Source organism: Deinococcus sp. Leaf326 (assembly GCF_001424185.1).
GTDB lineage: Bacteria > Deinococcota > Deinococci > Deinococcales > Deinococcaceae > Deinococcus.
On sequence record NZ_LMOM01000030.1, the window covers coordinates 1 to 22,301 of the forward strand.

The 22,301-nt window shown below is 65.3% G+C and carries 24 protein-coding genes and 2 pseudogenes; 5 read left to right on the top strand and 21 right to left on the bottom strand.

Going from position 1 to position 22,301, the window contains the following annotated elements:
* From ASF71_RS10530 to ASF71_RS10550, 5 genes and pseudogenes are all read right to left on the bottom strand, one after another.
* A pseudogene (locus tag ASF71_RS10530) lies at positions 1 to 1,149 on the bottom strand (VcbS); the annotation flags it as partial.
* Between the two features lie 1,557 nt (positions 1,150 to 2,706).
* Positions 2,707 to 3,210: pseudogene (locus ASF71_RS25095) on the bottom strand (hypothetical protein); the annotation flags it as partial.
* A 1,734-nt stretch (positions 3,211 to 4,944) separates the two neighbouring features.
* On the bottom strand, positions 4,945 to 5,784 hold the full coding sequence (locus tag ASF71_RS22635; RefSeq protein ID WP_082505929.1) for an NAD(P)-dependent oxidoreductase: 840 nt from the start codon (positions 5,782 to 5,784) through the stop codon (positions 4,945 to 4,947).
* A 114-nt stretch (positions 5,785 to 5,898) separates the two neighbouring features.
* Positions 5,899 to 6,096 carry a hypothetical protein gene (locus ASF71_RS10545; RefSeq protein WP_235514322.1) on the bottom strand — a complete coding sequence of 66 codons (198 nt, stop codon included), beginning with the start codon at positions 6,094 to 6,096 and terminating at the stop codon, positions 5,899 to 5,901.
* A gap of 38 nt (positions 6,097 to 6,134) precedes the next feature.
* A complete protein-coding gene (locus ASF71_RS10550; protein WP_056299342.1) occupies positions 6,135 to 6,857 on the bottom strand; it encodes a PRTRC system protein B in 723 nt (240 codons plus the stop codon).
* A gap of 75 nt (positions 6,858 to 6,932) precedes the next feature.
* Between ASF71_RS10550 and ASF71_RS25750 the strand changes: the two genes are divergently transcribed.
* Entirely contained in the window at positions 6,933 to 7,127 is a 195-nt protein-coding gene (locus ASF71_RS25750) for a transposase (RefSeq protein WP_156372731.1), read from the top strand.
* Here ASF71_RS25750 and ASF71_RS22640 read toward each other — a convergent pair.
* Complete coding sequence (locus ASF71_RS22640) at positions 7,057 to 8,130, bottom strand: GlxA family transcriptional regulator (protein WP_082505930.1); 1,074 nt, start codon at positions 8,128 to 8,130, stop codon at positions 7,057 to 7,059. The two genes, ASF71_RS25750 and ASF71_RS22640, sit on opposite strands and share 71 nt — an antisense overlap.
* Positions 8,131 to 8,438: 308 nt before the next feature.
* Between ASF71_RS22640 and ASF71_RS10565 the strand changes: the two genes are divergently transcribed.
* On the top strand, positions 8,439 to 9,074 hold the full coding sequence (locus tag ASF71_RS10565) for an HD domain-containing protein (protein ID WP_056299351.1): 636 nt from the start codon (positions 8,439 to 8,441) through the stop codon (positions 9,072 to 9,074).
* Between the two features lie 70 nt (positions 9,075 to 9,144).
* On the opposite strand, the gene ASF71_RS10570 is transcribed toward ASF71_RS10565, so the two are convergent.
* From ASF71_RS10570 to ASF71_RS10580, 3 genes are all read right to left on the bottom strand, one after another.
* Positions 9,145 to 10,011 (bottom strand): hypothetical protein, encoded by an 867-nt coding sequence (locus tag ASF71_RS10570; protein ID WP_235514325.1) that lies wholly within the window; start codon positions 10,009 to 10,011, stop codon positions 9,145 to 9,147.
* A gap of 125 nt (positions 10,012 to 10,136) precedes the next feature.
* Positions 10,137 to 10,364 carry a hypothetical protein gene (locus ASF71_RS10575; RefSeq protein WP_056299357.1) on the bottom strand — a complete coding sequence of 76 codons (228 nt, stop codon included), beginning with the start codon at positions 10,362 to 10,364 and terminating at the stop codon, positions 10,137 to 10,139.
* On the bottom strand, positions 10,361 to 11,170 hold the full coding sequence (locus ASF71_RS10580) for a PRTRC system ThiF family protein (protein ID WP_056299360.1): 810 nt from the start codon (positions 11,168 to 11,170) through the stop codon (positions 10,361 to 10,363). The genes ASF71_RS10575 and ASF71_RS10580 overlap by 4 nt, the downstream gene beginning before the upstream one ends.
* 89 nt (positions 11,171 to 11,259) lie before the next feature.
* Here ASF71_RS10580 and nucS point away from each other — a divergent pair, with 89 nt between their 5' ends.
* The gene (gene nucS, locus ASF71_RS10585) at positions 11,260 to 12,033 is read left to right on the top strand and encodes an endonuclease NucS (RefSeq protein ID WP_056299364.1); all 774 of its coding nucleotides are present in this window, start codon (positions 11,260 to 11,262) and stop codon (positions 12,031 to 12,033) included.
* A 25-nt stretch (positions 12,034 to 12,058) separates the two neighbouring features.
* The gene (locus ASF71_RS10590) at positions 12,059 to 12,283 is read left to right on the top strand and encodes a hypothetical protein (RefSeq protein ID WP_056299368.1); all 225 of its coding nucleotides are present in this window, start codon (positions 12,059 to 12,061) and stop codon (positions 12,281 to 12,283) included.
* Positions 12,284 to 12,349: 66 nt separating this feature from the next.
* Here the strand turns inward: ASF71_RS10590 and ASF71_RS10595 are convergent, their stop codons facing one another.
* The gene (locus ASF71_RS10595; protein WP_056299370.1) at positions 12,350 to 12,733 is read right to left on the bottom strand and encodes an HU family DNA-binding protein; all 384 of its coding nucleotides are present in this window, start codon (positions 12,731 to 12,733) and stop codon (positions 12,350 to 12,352) included.
* A gap of 30 nt (positions 12,734 to 12,763) precedes the next feature.
* Entirely contained in the window at positions 12,764 to 13,018 is a 255-nt protein-coding gene (locus ASF71_RS10600; RefSeq protein ID WP_056299374.1) for a hypothetical protein, read from the bottom strand.
* Positions 13,019 to 13,082: 64 nt separating this feature from the next.
* Between ASF71_RS10600 and ASF71_RS23700 the strand changes: the two genes are divergently transcribed.
* Positions 13,083 to 13,244 (top strand): hypothetical protein, encoded by a 162-nt coding sequence (locus tag ASF71_RS23700; RefSeq protein ID WP_156372732.1) that lies wholly within the window; start codon positions 13,083 to 13,085, stop codon positions 13,242 to 13,244.
* 163 nt (positions 13,245 to 13,407) lie between these two features.
* Here the strand turns inward: ASF71_RS23700 and ASF71_RS22645 are convergent, their stop codons facing one another.
* From ASF71_RS22645 to ASF71_RS10655, 10 genes are all read right to left on the bottom strand, one after another.
* Complete coding sequence (locus tag ASF71_RS22645) at positions 13,408 to 13,833, bottom strand: hypothetical protein (protein WP_235514326.1); 426 nt, start codon at positions 13,831 to 13,833, stop codon at positions 13,408 to 13,410.
* A gap of 251 nt (positions 13,834 to 14,084) precedes the next feature.
* Positions 14,085 to 14,861 (bottom strand): hypothetical protein, encoded by a 777-nt coding sequence (locus ASF71_RS10615; RefSeq protein WP_235514330.1) that lies wholly within the window; start codon positions 14,859 to 14,861, stop codon positions 14,085 to 14,087.
* Between the two features lie 110 nt (positions 14,862 to 14,971).
* Positions 14,972 to 16,093: a UvrD-helicase domain-containing protein gene (locus ASF71_RS10620; RefSeq protein WP_056299385.1), complete on the bottom strand. Its 1,122-nt coding sequence runs from the start codon at positions 16,091 to 16,093 to the stop codon at positions 14,972 to 14,974.
* A gap of 9 nt (positions 16,094 to 16,102) precedes the next feature.
* Entirely contained in the window at positions 16,103 to 16,615 is a 513-nt protein-coding gene (locus tag ASF71_RS10625) for a hypothetical protein (RefSeq protein ID WP_056299389.1), read from the bottom strand.
* A gap of 461 nt (positions 16,616 to 17,076) precedes the next feature.
* Entirely contained in the window at positions 17,077 to 17,799 is a 723-nt protein-coding gene (locus ASF71_RS10630; RefSeq protein ID WP_056299393.1) for a PRTRC system protein B, read from the bottom strand.
* Positions 17,800 to 17,842: 43 nt separating this feature from the next.
* On the bottom strand, positions 17,843 to 18,679 hold the full coding sequence (locus ASF71_RS10635) for a hypothetical protein (RefSeq protein ID WP_056299396.1): 837 nt from the start codon (positions 18,677 to 18,679) through the stop codon (positions 17,843 to 17,845).
* Positions 18,680 to 19,087: 408 nt separating this feature from the next.
* Positions 19,088 to 19,345 carry a PRTRC system protein C gene (locus tag ASF71_RS10640; protein WP_056299401.1) on the bottom strand — a complete coding sequence of 86 codons (258 nt, stop codon included), beginning with the start codon at positions 19,343 to 19,345 and terminating at the stop codon, positions 19,088 to 19,090.
* 38 nt (positions 19,346 to 19,383) lie between these two features.
* Positions 19,384 to 20,700: a hypothetical protein gene (locus ASF71_RS10645; RefSeq protein ID WP_156372734.1), complete on the bottom strand. Its 1,317-nt coding sequence runs from the start codon at positions 20,698 to 20,700 to the stop codon at positions 19,384 to 19,386.
* A gap of 35 nt (positions 20,701 to 20,735) precedes the next feature.
* Entirely contained in the window at positions 20,736 to 21,269 is a 534-nt protein-coding gene (locus ASF71_RS10650) for a hypothetical protein (RefSeq protein ID WP_056299405.1), read from the bottom strand.
* Between the two features lie 46 nt (positions 21,270 to 21,315).
* The gene (locus ASF71_RS10655) at positions 21,316 to 22,101 is read right to left on the bottom strand and encodes a hypothetical protein (protein WP_235514331.1); all 786 of its coding nucleotides are present in this window, start codon (positions 22,099 to 22,101) and stop codon (positions 21,316 to 21,318) included.
* Positions 22,102 to 22,301 lie beyond the last annotated feature (200 nt).

The window sequence follows — 22,301 nt, forward strand, 5'->3', positions numbered from 1 at the left end:
CACCGTCAGGTCCAAACTGGCCGTCCCCGTCGACGCTTCCGTGAGCTGCCCGGCGCGCAGCTCCATACCGTACGTGTTGAAGCTGCTCACCGTATTGCTCTCGAGAAGGAACTGCCCCCGGCTGTTCCCGTTCGCCACGATGCTGAACCCGCTGCCCCCACCCGCGTACGTATTCCCGATCGCGATGGTGTTATTCCGGAAGATGCCCTTGTCGATATTGGTGCTGGTCGTCGTCCGTTCAGCGGCGTAGACGATCCCACTGGTGCCCGACGTGTTGCTCAGCGTATTGCGCTCGAACAGGAAGCTGTTGGCCCCGGTGCCCTTGGAGTCCAGCGAGACCGCCCGACCGGTGTTGTTCGTGAAGGCGCTGTCACTCACCGTCAGGCCCACACGTCCCGTCTCCCCCGTCTTGAGACTGAAGATCAGGCCACTCATCGAGTTCTGGGCCTGAACACGGGCGAGGCTCAGCGTCAGGTCGGCACTGCCTGGCTGGATTCTGTAGCCCACACCGTTCCCCCCGGTCGCCTGGACGGTGCCCCCAGTGCCGGCACTGCCCGCGCCCAGAACCTTCAGGCTTCCGCCGACGCTCGTCAGATCCACACCTGCGCCAGCGGCCGCCGGATTGGTCGCGTCCAGACGGACGGCCGTCGCGTCGAGGGTTCCGGTCGTCAGATTCAGAGCAGGACCCGCCGTCGCAGTGACGCCGCCCAGGGTGGCGCTCAGCTTCCCGAAGTTCGTGCCGACGATGCCGCCCGTGGTTCCGCTGATGTTCAGGCCCCGGACCGTATTGTTGCTCGCCAGGGTCAGCCCCACGCCAGAAGCGTTCCCGATGCTGGCCGGCGCCGCGCCGGCCGGCAGTACGCCGACCTCCCCAACCTTCAGTTCGTTGCCCTCGCCGATCAGGGTCTGGTTGTCCTTCAAAACGATGCCGGCGTTCTGGCCGTTGGCCGTGCCGTTGCCCCGGAAGACGTAGATAGTATCTGCCGCGGCCGAGGCCGACTGCGCCGCCGCCAGAGTCTGGAAGGGGGTGGTCTGGCGGCCGTCGCCCGCAGCATTCGCCGCGTTGTTCACGTACCAGACCCGCTGATTGATACTGACCGGCGCCGTCTGCGCGGGGCTGGTGCAGCCCGCGCCGTCGCCGACTGTGTANGCGGCCGTCGCCCGCAGCATTCGCCGCGTTGTTCACGTACCAGACCCGCTGATTGATACTGACCGGCGCCGTCTGCGCGGGGCTGGTGCAGCCCGCGCCGTCGCCGACYGTGTAGTTCAGGCTGTCGGCCGTCGCCGTGCTGCTGACGCCGTCGCCTGCCTTCGACGTGAAGGCGTAGCTGCCGTCGCTCGCCACSGTCGCCGTACCCCCACGCGCCGTGCCCGTGCCCGCGAAACTCARGGTRGAWGGGGAATAGRCCGAGTAGAAGGACGCCAGACCCTGCGCCGCCGGGACGTTCAGCGTGGTATTGCCGATGGCGCTCCGCGCCGTCGGCGGAGTCTTCAGGGCGACGTTGCCCCCGATYCCYGCGAGGCGACCGGTGTTGCCGGCSGTCGTGGCCGAACCGACGAASAGGGTRTTGGCCCCGGCCAGGGTGGTGCCGCACAACGTGGCGATCTGGGTATTCGCCCCCAGGGCCGCGGCGCGTGCCTGAACGCTGCCCGCGACGGCCTGTTCTTCGGTGCTCTGCGTCACGCGGGTCACCGGATCGTCGACCACCGCGAACATCGCSGTGACCGCGAAGGGATCGGCGGCYGCGTCGGCCTGAAGCGGAAACTTCAGGCCGACCGTCACGACCCCGTCGTACTGACCGGCCGCCGGATTGGCCGGGAGGGTGCGGGTGGCCGTCTGGGTCCGGTTACGGACCACGAACCCGAAGGGAAACACGCGGGTCGTTCCGGTGACGTTGCCCAGCGCACTCACTTCGCCCTCGGTAAACACCTGAAGGTCCTGTGCACCCGCGAGAGGCAGCGGGGTATCGGTCGCCCGGTCATAGGCCATACCCGGCGTGGGCACGATAGTGGGAGCGATGGACGGATCAGCGGCCGTGCCATCGAAGCGTGAAATCTGGCTGTATGGGGTCTGGCCGATGGTGTTGGGCGTACTCGCGCCCAGGAGGGTCAGGTTCTGCCGGGCCGTTGTGGACGCGGTGCCCGACGAGGAAGCGTTGCGAATCCGGAAGGTCACGGAAACGTACCGCGCCCCGCCGGCGCCGCGGCGCCCCACTGTGAACGAGCCGGTGGACACCACGTCCGCCTGGACCGAGTCGAGGTTGCTGAGTGCTTGGGCGCCCAGACCGGCTGCCGGTTGCACGCTGGCGGTGACGGTACCGTCATCGTTCAGCCCACTGAGCTTGATCTCCACCAGTCCCAGNCTGAGTGCTTGGGCGCCCAGACCGGCTGCCGGTTGCACGCTGGCGGTGACGGTACCGTCATCGTTCAGCCCACTGAGCTTGATCTCCACCAGTCCCAGAGCCTGAAGAGGCTTCGGCTGCTCGGTCGGGACAGGGACCGTCTCTACCAGGGTGCCGGGCACCGTCCCCACGACTGGGGAAGGGGTGGGCGCAGAAGTCACAGCAGCTGGCGGCTGCGGAGCGGAACAGGCCGCCAGCAGAACTGCAGGGAGAAGGAAGCTCAGCCTCGCGGGCGTGGGCCGAAGGGCGCGGCGCCCCGGTCGGGGGGACGGACGAAGGTCGTCACTCATGGTGTTCTCCTGGTTCAGGGGCAGGTATTGACGAGGTAGGCGGCCCCGGCTTCACCGGCCGCGCCGGCCGTGCGGACCTGACAGATCCTGCGCAGGGTCGTTCCCGCCGGCCCCGCCGTGAGGGTGGTGCCCGGCAATACGTTGAGAACAGTCGCGCCTACAGCGGAGGCGCGGGTGCTGACCCCGGTGTTGCCGAGCGCCTGCTCCTCCAGAGACTGAGTGACGGCGGTCACGCTGTCCTCGATGACCAGAAAGCTCATGCGGAAGGCCCACGGATCGGCGGCCGRGGTRGCCTGCAGGGGCAGCTTGACCGAGAGGGTGACCCGGCCGCTGTAGACCCCTGCGGCCGGACTGGCCGGGAGGRTCCGGCTGCCCGCCGGGGTATGCACGGTGAAGCCGTAGGGCAGAACGGTCGTCACSCCCAGGGCCTGGTAGGTGGTGGGCGCGCCGTTTCTGGAGAAATTGGCCGGCAGGACGTCGTTCTCCGAGAACACCTGCAGGTCTTCTCCCCCCGGGGANCCCAGGGCCTGGTAGGTGGTGGGCGCGCCGTTTCTGGAGAAATTGGCCGGCAGGACGTCGTTCTCCGAGAACACCTGCAGGTCTTCTCCCCCCGGGGAAAGCACCGGCTGGGCACTCAGGGGGTCGTAGCGCATGGCGTGGGAGGGCATCATGCTGCGGGCCACCCCGGCGGCGACCGGCGAGCCGCCGAAAGTCGTGACGGCGCGGAAGGCGGTCGTGCCCAGGCTGTCCGCGACCGGAACGGCGAGCAGCGTGACGTTCTTGCGGTCCCGCGCGACGGGGGTGTTCTGCTGGTCGGCGTTGCGGACGCGGAAGGTGGCGGTGACATACCGCGNCGGAACGGCGAGCAGCGTGACGTTCTTGCGGTCCCGCGCGACGGGGGTGTTCTGCTGGTCGGCGTTGCGGACGCGGAAGGTGGCGGTGACRTACCGCGCTCCCCCGGCGCCCCGCGTGCCCGTGTTGAAGACACTGACGCTCAGGGGATCGAACTGGAGGCTGTCGGCCTGATCCGCCAGGGCCAGCGCCTGCAGGCCACTTCCAGCCGACATAGACGTCATCCGGGCGACCGGCTGGGTAAGACCCTGCTCCCCCTGGCTGAGGCCCGAAATACTCAGTTCGACCAGCCCGACCGAGTGCAGGGCTGAAGCCGGGGCCTGCGCCGTAGGCGTGGACATACAGCCGCTGAGAAGCGCGGTGAGGGCGGCGCCCGCCAGCCAGCCAGCGGTACGGAACATGGGGCCTCCTTGAGCAGTGGGGAGTGCGGATGCCAGAGACCGGCCTACCATTGCACTTTCTTGAAAAAGCTGTCCGGCTCGCTGAAGGCGTTGCTCCCCGGCCCCACAGGAAGGCTGATGACGAGGGTGACTTACCAAGGTCCGTGAGCTTGGGGGCCTGGTAGCTCTCGGCGGGGGTTTGGGTCACGGTGCGGGGGTCTTCGGCAAGGACAGGACGCTGATTCATGAGGCTCCTAGGGTGTGAGTTCGGCGGTGACGAAATCGATGAGCGATACGGCATGTGCTGTATCAAACCCAGTTGCCTCATCAATAATTAATCTCAAGATAATGCCCCCCCGTTATCTCACCGTTACATCAGGCATATGTTTCTCAGAAATCCGGAGGCAGGGAGGATGAATCTTAAGCGTCTCTGGCTCAGACATGGGGCGTCTGGGCTAGGACTGATCGCGTGATTTTATCGGACTGGACGCTTTCTTTCGGGCTAGGGATGCGGTAAACTGGGCGGGTTCCACAAGGGGAACGGGGTGCATGACAATCAGGACAGAGGGGGCAATCCAGTTGTGCGAAACGCACCTGGGATTGCAGCCCAGGTGCGTCTGAAAGGAGGTGATCTTTACGAGAAAGCAACGTAAGGATACACCGAAGCGCACGCGAAAGCCAGTGAGATGGGCTGATGTGGCGGTCCTCGTGACCGCCCTCGGCACCTTATTTACTGGCCTCGCGGCCCTGCTCAACGCCCTGAAGTAACACCCTCTCGCTCCTGACCCAGACGCTCCGGACCTCCCAAAGAACACCTGCCCGCCATCACTGGCGGGCAGTCCTGTTTGAGGTGAGCTCCTCCCAAGTCAACGGTCGTCACACGCACGCGCGGCGGCATAGAACTGCGCCTCCTCAGCGATCCGCTGGCGCAGTTCCTGCGGCATAGGCCGTCTCTCATTAGACTGTCGATGCCCTCCCAGAAGACGTACGCGGAACTGTACGGCATTCAGCTCAGTCGCTTCATCCCAATGGATATTTTTTTGGATCGGCGAGCCCGACGTACTCTGGAGACGCAGTCGGGCCACCCTGGACCTGCTCTGCCACCGAACCAGGAACACCTCGCTTACCTTCCAACTCTGTAGCAAACAGTTCGGCGTCATCTTGTGGGATGTAGCCTAACTGCATCCACCCATCATCACGCATCCAGCGGCGGGTATTTCCGCTAATGCCCGCTACGGTGAGAAAATTGTCCTTCAAAGGCGCTTCAGCCGCACGGCGGAATAACTGCACTGCGTCCCTGGGGCTCAACCAGGTGCTGAGATGCCGAGCATCCTGAGGCTGCGGCTCGAAACTACAAATTCGTACGGCAACGAATTCCAAACCGTAGCGGTCAGCATACATCTGGCCCAGCGCTTCACCGTAGACTTTGCTGACTCCATAAAGACTGTCAGGACGCGGCGGAGTGTCCATACCGAGCAGGTCAGGACTTGTCGGCCCACTGAGAACTGGCCTGGGGTATCCACCCACTGCATGAATACTGGAGGCAAAGACGATCCGCTGTACACCCGCCTGCCGGGCCGCCTCCAACACATGGAAGGTGCCGTCTATATTCACCGCTCGGATGTGCGCGTGGTCATGTTCGTCGGGGATACCGCCCAGGTGGATCACAACCTCTGCGCCCTCTACAGCAGTACGGACTGCCTTGAAGTCGGTGAGGTCAGCCGGACGCAGGATCTCGCCTTCCATTGCCGGATCCAGATCAGCGATGTCAGACAGAAGGAGCGGGTGTATCCCTCGCAGTCCTTCGCGTAGCGTCCGTCCGATAATCCCTGCCGCGCCGGTCAATAAAATACTTGGCATGTCTGGAGAATATCTGGCAGGCTACCGAGCTCGTTAGGCCCTTGGTTTTTCCGATCAATCGCTCAGGTGTGTCGTCGGGGAGGCTCAGCGTAACCAGTCCTCGGCCTGCGCCTGTCAGGCCTCCGGCGTCATCTCCCGCTCGGCCTGGGCCTGCCGGAAACTCTGGCTACTCAACCGGGTCTCCGCTTCCCGCTGAATGCGCTGGCTGACCTGCCGGTGTTCCTCCGGCGTCTCCGGCGCCTCCTTCCCAATCGCCATCCCGGACAGGAGGTCATACGGCACCTCCGGCAGGTACGCCCGGTGATAGTCCACAGCCCGCGCAGCCTCATGCTTCCTCCGGCGCGCCCGCTTCATCCCAACACCTCACCCAGCGTCTTGTCCACCGGGAGCAGCACCTCTTGGGGGAACGCGCCTACAGCGAGAGCGGTGCGCAGCAATTCCTCATAACTATGCTCCCATGCCATGAATCGGTCCGTCCGGCTCGGGTGCGTGAACTCGGAATGGAAGAAAGCCTGTTCCCAATCCGACTGGGTCGCGGGCGTGCACGCCTCCGGGTACTGGGTCGTGCCTCGACACACCTGCCCAGACCCGAAGGTGTTCCACAGCGGCGCATGGAACAGCGGCGACTCCAGGGTTGGGCGCTCCTCGCCCTGACAGGCATACACGCGCAACGTGCCTGGCGTCGCCACGAACACCAGACCCGGCAGGGGGATGAGCAGGCCCGTCAGTGTCCCAATGGAGCGCGTCTCGGCATAGGCCGGGTTGAAGAGGAGGCTCTGGGGGCCAGGGCGTCGCCACCACGCCACCGCAACCGCAGAAATGGCCAGAGTGTTCTCGAAGGTCGGCTTCAACTGCGCGCCCCCGAGGGCCTGGATCACCCGTTGCCGCGCTTCATCACCCAGGGGTGCGGCGGGGCCCAGAATGGGCTGTCCTCCGGCCTCCTGGACGGGGTGGTGCAGCAAGAGGTCCTGTTGCCCGGCGTAGAGCACCAGTGCCCGCACCGGGCGCAGGAAGACCGGCGAGACCTCGGTGCTGGCCCTGGGGGACGGATCAATCGCGATGGTGGCAGGCATAGGCGCGCCTGGCCCCCGATCTGGGGGCCAGAGCTCTGGTGGTCTGAGTTGGAAGAGGCTGAATGGTAGGACTTGATGGCGCCATTGGAACGCAAAAGTCTGCAGCCACTGGCGGAATGTGTGGCACCCGGTCAATACGCGCAGCTGCACCGTTTTGTACCGGTCAGTCCTTTAAACGATGATCAGATCGGCGCAGTGTTCACGCGTCATGCTCAACGATGGGTTGGAGCGGCGGATTGCCGGCGCCTCGCCGAGTTAGCGACGGAGTGACCTTCTCAGATGCGGAGATTGGGTGAGGGGTGAGGCGCGACACAGAAGGAGGATGCCCAAATATAGCCTTCCAGGTTCGGCGGAAATGACGGGGGTCACTGAACCCTGAACGGTTTGAGATCTCTTCGAGCGTGAGCCGGGGATCAAGCATCAATTCACGCGCCACTTCCAGCTGAAGGCGCGTCCTGTACTCGCTCATGCTTAATCCAGTCTGGACCTTGAACGCCCGGGCAAGACCACGAACAGTCAAGCCAGCCAGCTGCGCGAGGACCTCGTCACTGGCCTGACGCACAGGGTTCTGCATGAGGTAATCCTGCACCCGGTGCACGCCGCCGTGCAGATGCGTACGGTACTGCAGGTACACGCTGGGAGGACCAGCCTGCCCATTGCGGCGCATGTACACCACAAGGTCGCGCGCTGCTTTTGCCGCCAGGATTGATCCGTAGTCACGTTCCACCAAAGACAACGCCAGGTCAATGCCCGACGTGATGCCCGCGCTGGTGCTGATGGACCCGTCATGCACGAAGAGCACCCCATCCTGCACCCTCGCGCGCGGATGACGGCCCTGGAGTACTTGCAGGTGCGCCCAGTGGACCGTACAGCGGCGATCATCGAGAAGTCCGGCTTCCCCCAACACCAGTGCGCCCGTACAGACACTCGCCAGGTGAGCACCACCCGATACGGCATCTTGCAGCCACCGAATGACCGAGGGGGTGATCAGTTGCTCAGGAAGGTCGTCAGGATCAAGCTGAATTCCAGGCACCACGACCAGGTCTCCAGGCCGGACGCGTGACCAGACGTCCAACCGCGACAGGTGCAGCCCTTGTGCGGTTCTGATCTCAGGGACTGCGCCCACAAACGACATGGTGTAGTTGGCACCAGCCCTGACTGCTGAGTCGAACACCTGGACGGGACCAGCAAGGTCGAGGAGCTGAACCTCTGGCAATACTAGAAAGTGGACGTGACGCGATTCCGGCGGTGATGACTGATCACGGTGGGTCATGGACGCCTCTCGTACGCCGTTCCCCTTGCGCTGGTGCAAGTCGACGCTGGGAACGGCACGCTGAAATCTTACACAATTGTCCGCTATGAGGGAGTGGCCTCCATCAATCGCTGGCCTACTGTGGGAAACGCTCCCTAACTAGACAAATGCGAGGTGGTCATTTTGTCCGGCATTTGACCAGTACTGTCCTTCAATCTCTCTCCATGCGGTCCCATAGTGCTTCTCAGGGTGTACACACCACGCCAATCACAGCCCCCTTGGCGAAGGGTTGGCGGGTACGACTGCGCTCAGCACCCCAAGGAGTTGTTATGCAGACTATTGCTGGTATCGCCATTCCTGACAGTGCACTGGCGCGTGAAGCCACGGACCTCGTCCGGTCGCACGAAACGGACCTCCTGTTTCACCACTCGCTCCGTGTCTACTACTTCGGGGCGCTCAAAGGACGCCACCGTGGCCTTCAGTACAACGCGGAGCTGCTCTATCTCGGCGCGATGTTTCATGACCTCGGCTTGACTCCTGCCTACAGCAGCGCCACAGAGCGTTTCGAAGTAGACGGCGCGAACGCCGCCCGGGATTTTATGCAGCGCCACGGTATTCCCAATCAGGACATCGACCTTGTCTGGGACGCCATTGCCCTGCACACTACTCCAGGAATTCCCAAGTTCAAGAAACCCGAAGTCGCGTTGGTCACTGCCGGCGTCGAAACGGACGTGCTGGGCTTGGATCTTGATGAAATCAGCCGGGCAGACCGGGACCCCGTGGTCACGCACTACCCCCGCGTTCAATTCAAAGAAGGCATTATTCAAGCGTTCTCCCAGGGCATCAAGCACAAACCCGAAACGACCTTCGGCAATGTCAAAGCGGACGTGCTGGAGCTGACCCTCCCCGGGTACCAGCGTGTCAATTTCTGCCGCCTGATCCACGATTCGCCCTGGACAGACTGACTTCCGTACCGCCTTACCAAGCGCTTGGAACAGACTGCGGTAACTGTTTGAAGTCTTTTGATTCGGCTCACTAGTCCACGAGGGCGTCCCACATCTCACGAACCCGGCGCTGCATGTCGAGCACGACCTCGAAGTAGCGCAACGCCCGCTCATGGGAGGGTCCATCCGTCACGGCGAAGTCCTGCAAGCACTCCATCTCCCCGTAGTCATCGTTGCTCAGGTAGTCGCCTAGCTCGTTGTAGAACTCCAGCACCGGATCATGGACCTGATCCCGCTGGCAAATCACGACGTCGACCGCACCGGGATGGATCAGACGTCCTTCGCACCATCCCCGACCTTGCATGATGGTCTGGGGGAGCGTCGGCAGATGATCGAGCAGGGCGCACAACGCTGGAATGCCTTGCAGGTCTTGGACCTCCGGCAACCGCAGCAGGGCGAGGTGGCTGGGATCGCCCTTGAAGAGCGGCCGAGGGAACCTCTTGCCCACCTGCCCTGGACTCCACCTGCCCTGCCGCTCTGCCCACCGCCACAGGTCCCGCTCGCTCGGCTGGATCTCCTCCCGACTGGCCTCGTTCAGGTCGTCTAGAACGTCGTTCTGCCACATGTCCCCGTAGTGCAGTTCCAGGAACCCCAGGTAGGCATCTTGGGCCGTGAAGATGGGGGCGTACGGTGACAAGGCTTTGTGCAGGCGCGCCAGAACGGCCCCGAAGAGCAAGGGGTGGACGCGCCCGAGGTCCGCTCGTAGACGATGCAGGGAAAGGACGCGGCCTCGTCGGGGCCAGATGACCAGGCTGAGGCCCCCCTCGGGCATCCAGGTGGGCGAGACTGTTCCCACCTCGACATGCACGTCTGGGGCGCTCAAGGTCTCGTGATGTGCCTGGACGTACTGCCGGGCAAGGTAGTCGAACGGCTGGTCCCCTGGGAGGGGCGGACTCAAGCGCAGGAGGCCCTCGCGCGCGAAGCGCAGCACCGTCTCGCTGAGCTGCCCATGTTCCCGCTGTGCAGCGGGCTGATACGCCTGCAGGAGAAAGCCGGTGGGCAGCCCTGCCGCCTGGGGGACGTTCAGAGGAGCAGGGGGGGTACCAGGACCAAGTCCGAGGGCAGGGTCGAGGTGCCCAGCGGCAGGGTCTTGATCGCCCAGGTGAGCTGGCCGCTCAGGTGCAACTCGGCGAGCTCGGCGAGGATGAGGGACGTGCGGGGTGGGGGCGGTCGCTGAGCGTGCAGCCATGTGGTCAGGTCCTCCAGGGTGTATTCAGGCGTCGGGGCTGGGGTGGGGCTGCGCGGGCTCATTCCCCGACCGGGGCTGCCGGGCGCGCGCGCGACTTTCGGGGCGCTCTGGGCTTGCGCAAGGGCAGCAAGGGTCGCTCCTTCTTCTTCTTGCTCGGCGGCGTTTCAGGCACATCCAGCGCCACGCTATGGACCGTACCGCTCAGGTTGACGAACACCGCGCAGTGCGGCGTCTCTCCATGCAGGATCAGTTTCCCGATGAGTTCGGCCGCCTCCAGAGCGATGTGCGGGTTGATGAACAGGCTCTGCCGGGTCAGCGCTTCGGCGGCCGAGCAGCTGGGCGTATTGACCTCTCGGCCCTGCATGCGCGTCGCGTCCCGGTCGAGGATGTGCAGAAGGCGTTCCGGGCCCCCTCGGAGCTGCCCGAGGACCACCTGCCCGGTGTCCCGCTCGTTCCCGCAGTCCAGCCAGTAGTGCACGCTCCGGCCCTGCAGCGCCTCGTAAATCTCCCGGCGACTCTTGCCGGAATCCACGCAGCTGATGACGATGTGGCTGCCCTGGGCGAAGTCGGCGGCCTCTGCCCGGCGGGGAAAGGCCTCCCACGCCCGCCCGGCGTACAGGTTGCAGCGCTCGATGAGCGTGATGGCCTTGTACCGACCGACATCGGCGGGCGCGAAGTTCTGGCGGGTGAGGTTCGTGACACTCACGACGTCCGGATCGAAGGCGCGGATGTGCAGGCCAGCGCCCCCGAGCTGGCGGATCGCCACGTCCACGCGCAGGAGCAAGGTGAGCAGGAGACTGCCGGTACCGCCGACGCCGATCAGGGTGATCTCAATGCGCTTGTAGGGATCGAAGGTGATTCGGTGCATGGGCGTGTCTTGGCCCCGCCGCGGGCGGTGGGGCCAGAACTGCGCCACGCACCACGGCAGGGCCTGGGGGAACGCGGTATGACAGGGGCGTGATCCGTGACCAGCTGCTCTCCCCTCCCCCGGCCGACCTCGCAGCGTTCCTGAACCGGCATACCCGCTCACGGGACTGCCTGGTGCAGGTCGCCGGGCTCGCGGAAGTGACCTACCAGGGCCGGGCGGCGAGTACCGCCGACGTGGGGACGTACTTAGTACTGATCAAGCAGGACGGGAGCCTCCAGATTCACCACCCGACGGGCATTAAGCCGATGAACTGGCAGCCGAAGACGGACAGCATCACCGCGCGGGTGGATGAGGACGTCTGCATGCTGCTGGCCTCGCGGCGGAGTCCGGAGGAACTGGTACAGGTGGTCTTCCTGGAGCCCCAGGTCGCGCTCGCGCTGGAACTGGCGCAGGCCGGGGGCTTTGTGCTTCAGGGGTCGGAAGCCCAGATGCAGCAGACCCTGGCGGAGCACCCGGAGCTGATCGAGCCGGGCTTGCGGGTGCTGAATCGGGAACTGATGGTGGAGTCGGGCGGCATCGACCTCTACGCCCAGGATGCGCAGGGACGATACGTGGTGGTGGAACTCAAGCGTGGCCGCGCTACGCAGCACGCGGTGTCCCAGTTGGCGCGGTATGTGAGGTCGGTCGAACAGAAGCTGGGAAAGCGGGCGGTGGTACGGGGTATCCTGGCGGCCCCGTCCATCACGACGCCGGCGCGGCTGGAGTTGGAGAACCGAGGTCTGGAGTTCCGGGAGGTCTCCGCGCTGCCGAGTGCCGTAGCACCCGCAGGGAGCGGGCTGGTGCAGCCCTCGCTCTTTGACTGACACCGACTCCCCGTAGGATGTCGCTATGGATGTTCGTGACTCGCAGGGTGTCGTGGATCTTGAGGCCAACATCGACGATTCCGGTGAGGTGATTCTCTCCTTGAACAAGCGCGCTCTTGACAACCTGATTGAGCAACTCCAGTCCATTTCTCTTGCAGCGGTGGCGGGTGGACATGTGCATCTCGATGATGAGGTCGGTCTGGAAGGCAATATTCGCTCCCTCATCATCCTGCGGAGGGAGGAACGATAGATCTTCTCTCCACACGAGAACGCGGCGGATATCTCTATCCGCCGCCTTTCTTCCAGAAAGATCCGGTTAAAGCGCTTCTTTGAGGGCCACTGCGACCTTGAAGGCGACTTTCTTGCCCGCAGGAATCTCAATCTTCTCCGTGGTCCCTGGGCGCACGCCCGTCCGCGCGGCCGTCTCCTTGACGCTCAGCGTGCCCAGGCCGGGCAGCCCGACTGCTTTCCCGCTCTTGAGCGCGTCGAGAATAATGTCGAGGGTGGCATCGAGCATCTCACTGCTCTGCTTGCGCGTGAGACCGGACTTCTCGGCGATCAGATCCGTCAGTTGCGTTTTCGCGAGTTTGTTCCGCTCGGCCGGAGCCGCAGCGGCCACCGGCGCAGGTGCAGCCTTGGGGGTAGCTTTCGGCGCCGCCTTGGGTGCCGCCTTCGTCGACTTTTTCGTCATACCCGGCATCCTGAGACCTCTCCATCTCAAACGCAAGTTTCAGGAATCTTCAGGTCGAGGCTCCGGGAACCCCACAGTCAACCAGTACCCGATCTCCCCCACCGCCTGACCGGTCAGCGCCAACTCCGTTTCCCAGGCCGCCCACGCCTGCTCCAAGACCTCCGAGTGGCACCCCAAGTCGTCTCCGAGCGCCCGGCGCAATCGGGGCAGGCACACCTCGCCCCGCTGATCTGCAGCGTAGAAGCCTGCCAGCTGCTCGATCAGTTGCGTGGTGGTCCAGGTCGTCAGGAGCATGTCGTGCCGATTATGGCCCTGTGAGCGTCACGAGGTACGTGTTGAGAAAGGTCTCCTCAGACATTTGCGTGAGCGTGCACGTGGGGTCATCCCCCTGGCGTTCCTGAAGAAGCACGATCTTTTTCCCCGGCAGGCCTTCGCCCCAGTACAGCACCCGCGCACAGTGACCGGGGAAGCGCTGGTGCCGGTAGACGGGCGCCTGGGCGGGCTGCTCGGCCAGGCGTAGGGCCTGCTTCGTGCGCCCGACGACACAGCCCCGCGCGTGCGTCTCCTGTGCGGTCTTTTCCCACGTCGATGCACAGTGTCGGCAGGCGAATGACTGCGGATGGCCCGCCCCTGGATCAATGACCAGGGGTTCGAGGAGGGCAGGCAGCAGGTCTGGCGGAAGTCTAAGCAGCTGGGGCTTCATCATGTGCGATCCCTGGCCCCTGCAGGGGGCCAGAACTCGCCTCGAGCTGCCGCGTCCAGTTCGCCTGCGACCGCTCCCAGTTGCGCAGGATACCCATCACGTAGAGCCAGGGGGATCTCGTGAGGACATGCTGCTTCTCGTAGGCGACTGTGATGGCCGCCAGAAGCATGGGCGCTGACCATGCCTGGCACACCCTCTGGGCTTCCTCTGGGGGGCAGTCCAACCGGCATAAGCCCTGAAACGCCCACAGGAACTCCGGCACCCTCTCCCCCGCCTCGCGGTAGTACTGCGGCTTGATCGACAGGCAGAACTGGTCCTCATGCAACACCGTCCAGCCCAGAAGTGTCACCTCGGTGTCGCACGCCTCGGCGGTCAGTCTCAGCCACTGCGATTCCTCCAGGTCCATCCCGTCCGCCGGCATCAGAACATAGAGGAACGGTTCCTCGTACGCACCCACCCAAGGCCACTTCGCGCCCCGTGGAGGGCGAGGAGGGAGGCAGCTCAGGAGATGGGGCCACACGGGATCCTGCTGGACGCTGAGCGGGACTGGGCGTCCCATAAGGTGGGCGAGGATTCCCCGGCTGAGGCTGGCCTGCCGCTCAGGGTTGTCCGTGTGCGCGAGAAGAGCCAACGGCGCGAGCCACTCAGGCCACATGGTCATGCACCTCCCTCCTTCGGGATGCGGGCAAGCGCTTGGCGCACTTGACGGACACTCAGGCCGAAGTGGGCCGCCACGCGCGCCGTTTCTCCGGGTTGACGTCGCTGTGCCGGAGGGAGCAGCCGACGAAGTTCGCGCTCCAGCTCCAGGGTGACGTAGGGCCGTGGGGGGCGGGGCGGGGACCACGGGACGACCGCAGCGGCAGGCTCAAGCGGTTCCTCAACACGTACAGACGGGTGGACAGGCGTGGGGGGAATGAACCGGGGCAGCGTCGCTTCCTCCCACTTGAACAGCAAGGCGGGTGGGGACTCAAACCACAACTTCTGCCGGGAGGAGGACGGCAGCGGCAGCGGCGTGCTGCTGCGCCGGAGAACCGTCAACGCACCAACGAAGCTCACCGTGACCTCCCCCTCCGCAGCCAGGGCCAATCCGGTCGCTTCGATCTCCTCCGCACTCACCCCCAGACGCGTGGCCAGCGCCGACAGGATGGCCGGCCCCGGGATCAACGCCTGGAGCAGGGGTGCGCGCAGGGCCTCCCGCACCAGCGCTGGATTGACTGGCCCTACCCCTCGGGCATAGCGGGCCCGGTCCTGCCCCAGGGCTTGAACGCGGCGCAGCACGCCCCGGTCGATCAACTCCCCCAGGACCGGGCGCATGTAGGGCAGGCTCAGGCCGAGACAGGAGGCCAGTTGCTGGGTGGTGGCTTCCCCACCCACTGCCTCGATGCGCGCGAGGAGCTGCTCCGCCTGATCTGGGGTCAGCGAACGAAAGGGCATAGACATCAGGACGGCGTGGCCCCGTCCTTCGGGGCCAGACCTGAGCACGGGGGCAGGGGAGGTCGGCATGTCTCCACCGTAGGTGCGTTTGGGGTGACGCGCAGACGCCTTCAGGCCTTGCCGAGCTCCAGGCGACTCTCGGACGGCTCCACGAAGTACAACGCCTCCTTCGCCCGCGTGAACGCCACGAACTGCACGCACCGTTCCGTCTCCTGCGCCTGCGCTGACGTCGCCTTCGGATGAGGCAGAAGATCGGGCTCGACGATGAACACCCGCTTGGCCTCCAGGCCCTTGGCGCCGTGCACGGTCGTCAGGACGACCGACCGCTCCGGGTCCCCCGCGCACAGCTGCCGGATCGCGTCGACCAGGTCGCTCAGCGTCTGCGCGCCCGACTTCTCCAGGACCAACAGCACCGCTTGCATCCGGTCCGCGAGCGCCGCGATCCGCATGTCCGGCTCCCGGCCGTCGCGTTCCGCCTCGCGCGTGTACTTCTGCGCCAGAACATCCGCGTACGCGTTGAGCTGTGCGAGGAACGCGGACGTGTTCACCCGCAACTGCTCGTGCAGTTTCTCCCGCCGAGGCTGAGTGCCGTCGAAGGTGGCCGCGTCCCGAGCGAGCGCGACCAGGCTCTTTGCCAGATCCCGGCCACGCACCATGGCTGGCTTGCCCTGCGAGATCAGGTGGTAGCACCAGTCGATCAAGGGCGCATTCACCCGGCACAGCATCAGGTCACCCGGTCGCACGAGGTCCACGCAATCCTCGCTGCTCAGATCATCCAGGATGCCCTCCTGGGCGTTCGGCGCCGCTTCGATGGCGTCCGTGTAGTGGCGGGCGAGCGCGACGTGCTTCTTCGGGCAGCGGTACGTGATCGACAGCGGCCGTTCCACCGCATCAAACAATTCAGTGAAGCGCGGCAAGCTCTGGGTATCCGCACCGTTGAACGCGTACAACGACTGGTGCCGGTCCCCGACGCCCACGACCCGGCTCTCCGGCCCGGTTGCCGCCTGGAGGAGACCCATCTGGCCCCGCGACAGGTCTTGCAACTCATCGACCAGGAGAAAGTCATAGGGCTGAGGCAAGCTCCAGCCGAAGACGTTCGGGGCGAGCACCTGATCGAGGAAGCTCCGGGCGTGCCCGTCCTGCAGGGCCACGAGGCCTTCGTGTAAGACCCGGGAGGTCAGGCGATACAGCGTCTCCTCTGCCCCCATAACTGGCGCGTCCACGTCCAGCATGGTCTCGACCTACCCGGCGAAGTCCGGCTTGAGGCCCAGGTCATGCCCGACGTGCAACTCCACCGTGCTCGTCAGCCGTTCCCGCAGTTCCCGCCGGGCGGCTGGGGAGGCGATGCCCGCACCGTCCACGACGCCCTGCACGATGAGGCGGTACTTCTCCGGATCGAACTTCGCCTGGGGGACGTTCTGGCGGATGATCAGGTCGCCCAGGCTGCTGACGGTGCGCACGTCGAACTCCTGGGGAATGACCTGGCGCAGCGCTTTGACGATGTGCTGGTTGAAGCTCAGGAAGCCGACCTTCGCGCCCTTGGGCAGGAGTTGCTCGGTCTTGAGACGGGTGGCGATCATCTCCAGCAGACTGGTCTTGCCACTCCCTGCCGTCGCGGAGACGAGGATGGCCTGGACGCCCGCGCTGATGTCGTCGAGCACAGCCTGCTGGTAATGGCTGGGGGTGCGCTTGGCGCGGATGGTCATCTTCTTGCCGCGCTGGACGGGTTCGAGGTCGTCGAAGAGGAGGGTCATGCCTCCGGGATGGCCCCCGGAAGCGGGGGCCAGATCTGGAGTATCCATGGGCGTACCGTACGTGCGGTTGGGGTGACCGCCGGTGCTAGGTGAGGGCGTTATTTTATGGCCCGGTGTGTCTGGAAGCGGGGATGGTCGAGCTCCAGCACGATTAGAGTGCGGGCATGGCGCCTGGGGTAGACCCGACGCCAGCGATAGCCCAGGGCACGGAGATGGCGCAGCCCGGGGAGGAAGTCGCGGGGTGGGGGTCCAGCATGCCGGGTAACTCCGCTTCCAGGCGGACGCGGCCCCGGTGCGGGCGGAGGAACACGTCCAGACCGGGGAGAAGAACACAGCAGCGGCGACGGCCCGCGACGGCACTGTTGAGCGTGAGGGCGACCTTGTCTGGAAAGAGGCCTCTGGGGTTGGATGGCGAAGACATCGGCATAGGCTGAACGTGGCCCCAGATTTGGGGCCAGGTCTCAGCTCCCCAGGTGCTGCGCGAGGGTACGTCCGGTTGGCATCAATACCCCATCCGGAAAGGACCCCTGCTCTAAGGCGTGCTCCAGCAGTTCCTGATAGCTTCTTCCCCACTCCATGTACTTGTCCGTCCGGCTCGCGCCCGTAAAGTGCGAACTGAAGAACACCGCTTCCCAGTCGTCCTGTGCAGCGGCCGTGATCTCTTTCGGGTAGCGCACGGTCCCCTGGCACATGCGGCCGTCGCTGAACATGTTCCAGAAAGGCGCGTGCATCAATGGGGTCTGGGGGGTCGGACGCTCGGCCCCCCGCACCGCGAAGACGGACAGGCTCCCCGGTTGCGCAGAGAACACCAGGCCCGGATGAGGGACCGGCTGCCCACTGAGCCGCGCGATGCTCTCCACCGCTTTGTACTTCGCCTCGAACAGCAGAGGGAGCACGCCCGGCGGTCGCCACCAGCACAGGGTCTTGGCGCCCGTCGCCAGCGTGTGGGCACTCGACCAGCGCAGCCCGCTCCCCAACACATAGTTCGCCAGCTCGGTTCGGTCCCGCGAACTCAGCACCGACCCCGCACCCAACGTGTAGCCCTCCTCCTGGTCATGGACCCGGTGCTTCATCAGCCGGGCCTCCTGACCCTGCCCATAGATCAACAGGGCCAGGGTGGGCGGCACCGGACGGAGGGGCGCGGGCTGAGCCACGGAGTTGAGAGCCGCGAAGTCATAGGACATACCCGTACCCTGGCCCCCTCTCGTCCGGAGAGGGGCCAGAACTTCACAGGAGCGCTTCGGCTTCGATGAGCATCCGCTCAATGCGGTCCAGCGCGCCGAGCAGTTGCGGTGCGGTCCGCAAGTACTGAATCAGGCGCGCGTGCGTCTCCGGCCGCTCATCCACGTACAGCACCATGCAGGGGTCATGTTCCCCGCCTTCCATCTGGTAGCGCATGAACTCGTCCATGACGTCGTATACCGCACAGTTCGCGCCTGGCATGACCCCGTAGATCGTGTAAACCGGGGGGAGGCTGCTGCACTCCTCGTCCTCCTGATGCGTCATCACGGGCAGCTGCTCGCGGAGGAGCTGGCCCTCCCGCAAGAGGTCCGCAAGCTGCGCCAGGATGTACCGGACCGGGTCCCCAGCAGGAGGCGGCCCAAGGGACTGGAGGAGGTCAATGGTCCCCGTCATGTCCAACGCAGGCCGGAAGTACGGCCAGGGGGTCTTATCCCGCACCTGCCACTGATGCGCCAGACCCAGGCGCCGGGCGAGCACGAGGGTCTGGCGGGTGCTGAAGTCGTGCTGGGTCTCGATACGGTCCGGCAGGTCGAACTCCGCGAGGCGGTCGAGGTTCCACCAATACTCGGCGTAGCCCTCAGCCCCATGGGGCCCGACCGAGGGGGCTACGCCGGACGAGAGCCGCTCGATGGCGTGCAGGATGCTGGGCAGCAGCCGGTCGTCCATCCGCCGCAGGTGCTCATGCAGGCCCGTGAGATTGACGTACGAGCCCATGTGCGCCTCGATCCGGAATTCGAGGCCCCCGGCCTTGTGCGGCTGCACCTCGACCTCCCAACGGCTCATCGGACTCAGCGTTTCGAGCGTCTCCTGAAGGCACGCCACGAGATCGTCCTCCTGGCGGACCTTCCCAGGTGACAGGCTGCCCAGGAGGCTGCGGATGAGAGGGGCATAGATGACCTGGGCTTCGAGTCGCGCCTGATGTTGTTGCGCATAGGTCTCGACATCCTGCTTGTAGAGCAGTGGGCGGATGGCTGTCAGGCTGGGGAGGGCTAAAGCAGGAGGGGAATGAAGGGACTCTCCTGCACCGCCTGGGCACCCGAGGTCAGCAGCGTTGACTGGAGCGTGGGGAGCCGCGGGTCCACGGGTAGTTTGGCGATCACGACGGGCTCGCGATGCCCGCCGGGGCGGGTCGGCTGGCGTGAGGTGGGCTTGGGGGCGGGGCATGTGGACTCCTTGGGAGACATGAGGACCTCGGGAAGGCCCCACCGCCGACGCGATGGGGCCAGATCATCAGCCTTTGCGGCCGAAGGACTTGATGAACTCGATGGTGCTGGTACCGGCCTTGAGATCCGTGACGGGTGATCCGATGCCGGCAGTCAGCAGTTCGGGGTGGGCCGGCGCGTAGAAGGCCTTGACCTGCTCGGGGGTGCTGCTGGGGTTGGGATCGTCCAGGGTCTTGCCATCGAACTTGAACAGGCGCTTGATCGCGCGCACGACGTCCTGGGGCTGGGGGACTGGGGCCGAGGCGGGGAGGGTCAGGTCGCTCATACGCGAACCTGGCCCCCGGTCAGGGGGCCAAAGCTGCTTCAGAAGAGGCTGCCCATCTCACTGAGTTTCAGGGTCAGCTCGACGTCCTGGGGCTTGCCCGCCTTGACGTGGATCTTCTGCGTGCCCATGTCGTGCTCGGCCGCTTCCGCCTCAATGACCCAGGCCCCAGCGGGCAGCAGGGTCTCCCCATGGAAGGGAATGCGCCGCTCACCCTGCACGGCCGTGAGCGCGGCGTCCTCGGGGGTAACCTTGACCGTCACGTGGCCGCCCTGCTGTTCCCGCAGATCGTGGGTCTTGTCCGTCCACATGGCGAAGGTCTTCTTCGTCTCCCCGAACAGCTCGTGGGTAGCGACGACTTCCAGGGTGCCCTGGGTGATGGTGTTCTCGCCGAGCACCAGGGGCACGTCCTTGCCCTCCTGCTTAGCGGTGAGCGTGGTGCCCTCGGCGGCCGTGAGAGTGAACTTGAAGGTCTTGGGACCCGGCTTGCTGGGCGCGGGCGTCTTCGTAGCCGGCGTTGTGGCGGCCTTCTTGTTCGCTGCCTGCTGCCGGGCCGCGGCCGAGGCGCACACCGCGAAGGCATCCTGACGCGCTCCAGCGTAGGCCTGCATGGCGCCCACCAGGTGGTGGTCGAGCCAGTCGGCCGTATTGGTCACGATCAGCGGCTGCGGGCCCTGTTCGCCCGGATGCGGTTGAGGAAAAATCCCGACCGTCAGCTGCTCGCCCACCCGCATGAGCTGAAGGTTCAGTTGCCCACCGTCTGCGAGCATCCCCGCGAGCTGGGCGAGCAGACCGCTGCTGGTCGCCGGGACAGGCGCACTCGCGGTGGGGGCCGTCGGAGTGGGAGCGGCCGAGCCTGCACCGGCCGCTTCCGGCTCATCGGTGCTGGCCTCGTCTTCGCCAGACTCTTCGGCGTCGGCAGCGTCCTCGCCCGGGATGTCCTCGCTCAGGCCATCCAGATCGCTTTGGGGGTCGTTGCTCCCCGTGCCCTCCCCCTCTTCCTGGTCTTCGGGGGCATCCTCACCTGGATCCGCAGCGTCCGGCTCGCTCGGGGCGGTCACAAGCGCTTGAGTGGCCACGTCGGGTCGGGGGGTAGGTTCGTCCTGGACCATCGCTGTGGACTCGGGCGTGACGGTGACCGGCGCAGCGAACATGGCCTGGATCTCCTCCAGGAAGCGTTCGTACCGCTCCCGGCTGGAGTCCTTGTCCGGGTGCTCGCCCGCGATCCGGCGGTAGTCCTTCTCCCGCTCCGAGCCCTTGACCAGGTAATACAGCTCACTGGCTTTGGCCTTCATCTCAGGCAAGGGCGCGTCATGGATGGGGAGAGGCAGGTGGGCAGGCTCCTGGAAGGTCGTCATGATTGCGGCGTGGCCCCCGTCAGGGGGCCAGAGCTTCAGACCAGGCAGGGCGTACACGCCCTACACCGCACGAGCACCACCTCTGTGGGGGGCAGTACCGGAAGGCCGCATTGCCCACACAACCGCAGCGGCGTACAGGCGCACGCCATGGTGTGCAGGTATTGCACGTAGTACCCGGCCAGAGCCGCCTCATCAGCGACGAAACTGGTGTCCAGCACACCGAAGGCGCGCGCGTGCTCGCCCAGCGGGTTGTATTGCGCTTCCGGCATGAGATTCAGGCTCAGGCCGTCGGCTGCCGCCCAGAACTCATAGCGGGAGACCGCGCCGTCGTGCCATTCGGCCACGTGCGCGAGTGTCTCCGTGACGACCTCTCGGAACGAGGCCTCGTCGAGCAGAGCCTGGCCAGGTGTGAAGGGCAGGAGGGCGAGACGCACGTGCTCCGCCCGCAAGATGCGGGTGAGGTGGGCCTGGACGGTCTCCTCCAGCGTGCTCGCTGGGGTGAGCGTGAGCTGATTCAGCGTCGTATTGACCTGAGCCAGCGCACGGAGGGCAGTCAGCAAGTCTTCCATGCGCGACCCCTGGCCCCCCGTAGGGGGCCAGACCTCCTCTACACTCTCAGAAGGGCAAGTCGTCGTCCTCTTCCAGGTCCGCGGCGGTCAAGGGGAGCACCGTGAGGGTCTGAGCCAGGTGCACGTCCTCCGGTCTGGCGCGCCTCGCCTTGACCCGCCAGAGTGCCCGTCGGATCTGCCCGAGGTCGTCGTGAAGCGCCCAGAGCCCCCGCAAAAGTGGTGCGAAGTCCGGGCGCTCCTGCCGGATCGCTAGAAGCAGTCGCGCACTGTCCTGGAGATAGAACACGGCATTGCGCAGGCGAAACTGCCCGAGCGAGAAGAGGCCCCCCAGCCGGTCAACGCCTTTCAGCGCGGTCAGCGCCTCTCCCCTCCCCCACGCATTCATCGGGACAGCCGCTGGAATGGCCCGCACCGACCGGGCAAAGCACAGACCCGGCACCAACGGGGGTGCCACAGTCACCGTCTCGTGCAAAAGCAGATGCTCCATGATGCTCTGTGCGGTGGCCTGCTCGCCGTGAAGGGCGACCAGCCAGCTGAAGGTCAGATCGTGCGGGACTGCCCCTCTCGAATGCGCAGGAATACACCGCAAGACCGCCACTTTCAGGTCTGGGGAGGTGATGCCACTCCGGTGCATCGCCTGCGCGAATCGCAGGCGATCCGGGCCCGTGAGTAACTGCGCCACCCGGGGCAAGTCACCGACGAGGCGGCGCAGGCGAACTTCCTTGCGGTGTCGGTACTGCCGCAGGAAGAGAAGCCGGTGCGGGGGTGAGGAAGATCGTGATCGTGACATGCACGTGGCCGGGCCCGACTGGCCGCCAGGCCAGCGGGCCACTCCTCCTTAACAGGACCTGGACCCACCTTCAAAAGAGCAAACGCATTGAACTCAGAAATTAGGAACGTGAAGGGAAGGCGTGACCTTACTGGTCATGGTAATGCTCCAGAGATGACTTCCAGAACCTGACCCTTGTGATGCGAGGGACGAGCAGACTGGAGATCACCATGGGAAAGCAGAGAAAAGTCTGGAGCACAGAC

What these genes read in the sequence shown, in the direction of transcription:
- ASF71_RS10565 (WP_056299351.1), top strand. Translation starts at nt 8,439, where the DNA reads ATGCAGACTATTGCTGGTATCGCCATTCCTGACAGTGCACTGGCGCGT.
- ASF71_RS10645 (WP_156372734.1), bottom strand. Translation starts at nt 20,700, where the DNA reads ATGACGACCTTCCAGGAGCCTGCCCACCTGCCTCTCCCCATCCATGAC.
- ASF71_RS10595 (WP_056299370.1), bottom strand. Translation starts at nt 12,733, where the DNA reads ATGCCGGGTATGACGAAAAAGTCGACGAAGGCGGCACCCAAGGCGGCG.
- ASF71_RS22635 (WP_082505929.1), bottom strand. Translation starts at nt 5,784, where the DNA reads ATGCCAAGTATTTTATTGACCGGCGCGGCAGGGATTATCGGACGGACG.
- ASF71_RS10580 (WP_056299360.1), bottom strand. Translation starts at nt 11,170, where the DNA reads ATGCACCGAATCACCTTCGATCCCTACAAGCGCATTGAGATCACCCTG.
- ASF71_RS10575 (WP_056299357.1), bottom strand. Translation starts at nt 10,364, where the DNA reads ATGAGCCCGCGCAGCCCCACCCCAGCCCCGACGCCTGAATACACCCTG.
- ASF71_RS10640 (WP_056299401.1), bottom strand. Translation starts at nt 19,345, where the DNA reads ATGAGCGACCTGACCCTCCCCGCCTCGGCCCCAGTCCCCCAGCCCCAG.
- ASF71_RS10630 (WP_056299393.1), bottom strand. Translation starts at nt 17,799, where the DNA reads ATGTCCTATGACTTCGCGGCTCTCAACTCCGTGGCTCAGCCCGCGCCC.
- ASF71_RS10600 (WP_056299374.1), bottom strand. Translation starts at nt 13,018, where the DNA reads ATGCTCCTGACGACCTGGACCACCACGCAACTGATCGAGCAGCTGGCA.
- ASF71_RS22645 (WP_235514326.1), bottom strand. Translation starts at nt 13,833, where the DNA reads ATGGACCTGGAGGAATCGCAGTGGCTGAGACTGACCGCCGAGGCGTGC.
- ASF71_RS10615 (WP_235514330.1), bottom strand. Translation starts at nt 14,861, where the DNA reads ATGCCCTTTCGTTCGCTGACCCCAGATCAGGCGGAGCAGCTCCTCGCG.
- ASF71_RS10625 (WP_056299389.1), bottom strand. Translation starts at nt 16,615, where the DNA reads ATGACCCTCCTCTTCGACGACCTCGAACCCGTCCAGCGCGGCAAGAAG.
- ASF71_RS25750 (WP_156372731.1), top strand. Translation starts at nt 6,933, where the DNA reads ATGGCGCCATTGGAACGCAAAAGTCTGCAGCCACTGGCGGAATGTGTG.
- ASF71_RS10550 (WP_056299342.1), bottom strand. Translation starts at nt 6,857, where the DNA reads ATGCCTGCCACCATCGCGATTGATCCGTCCCCCAGGGCCAGCACCGAG.
- ASF71_RS10620 (WP_056299385.1), bottom strand. Translation starts at nt 16,093, where the DNA reads ATGCTGGACGTGGACGCGCCAGTTATGGGGGCAGAGGAGACGCTGTAT.
- ASF71_RS10590 (WP_056299368.1), top strand. Translation starts at nt 12,059, where the DNA reads ATGGATGTTCGTGACTCGCAGGGTGTCGTGGATCTTGAGGCCAACATC.
- ASF71_RS10650 (WP_056299405.1), bottom strand. Translation starts at nt 21,269, where the DNA reads ATGGAAGACTTGCTGACTGCCCTCCGTGCGCTGGCTCAGGTCAATACG.
- ASF71_RS22640 (WP_082505930.1), bottom strand. Translation starts at nt 8,130, where the DNA reads ATGACCCACCGTGATCAGTCATCACCGCCGGAATCGCGTCACGTCCAC.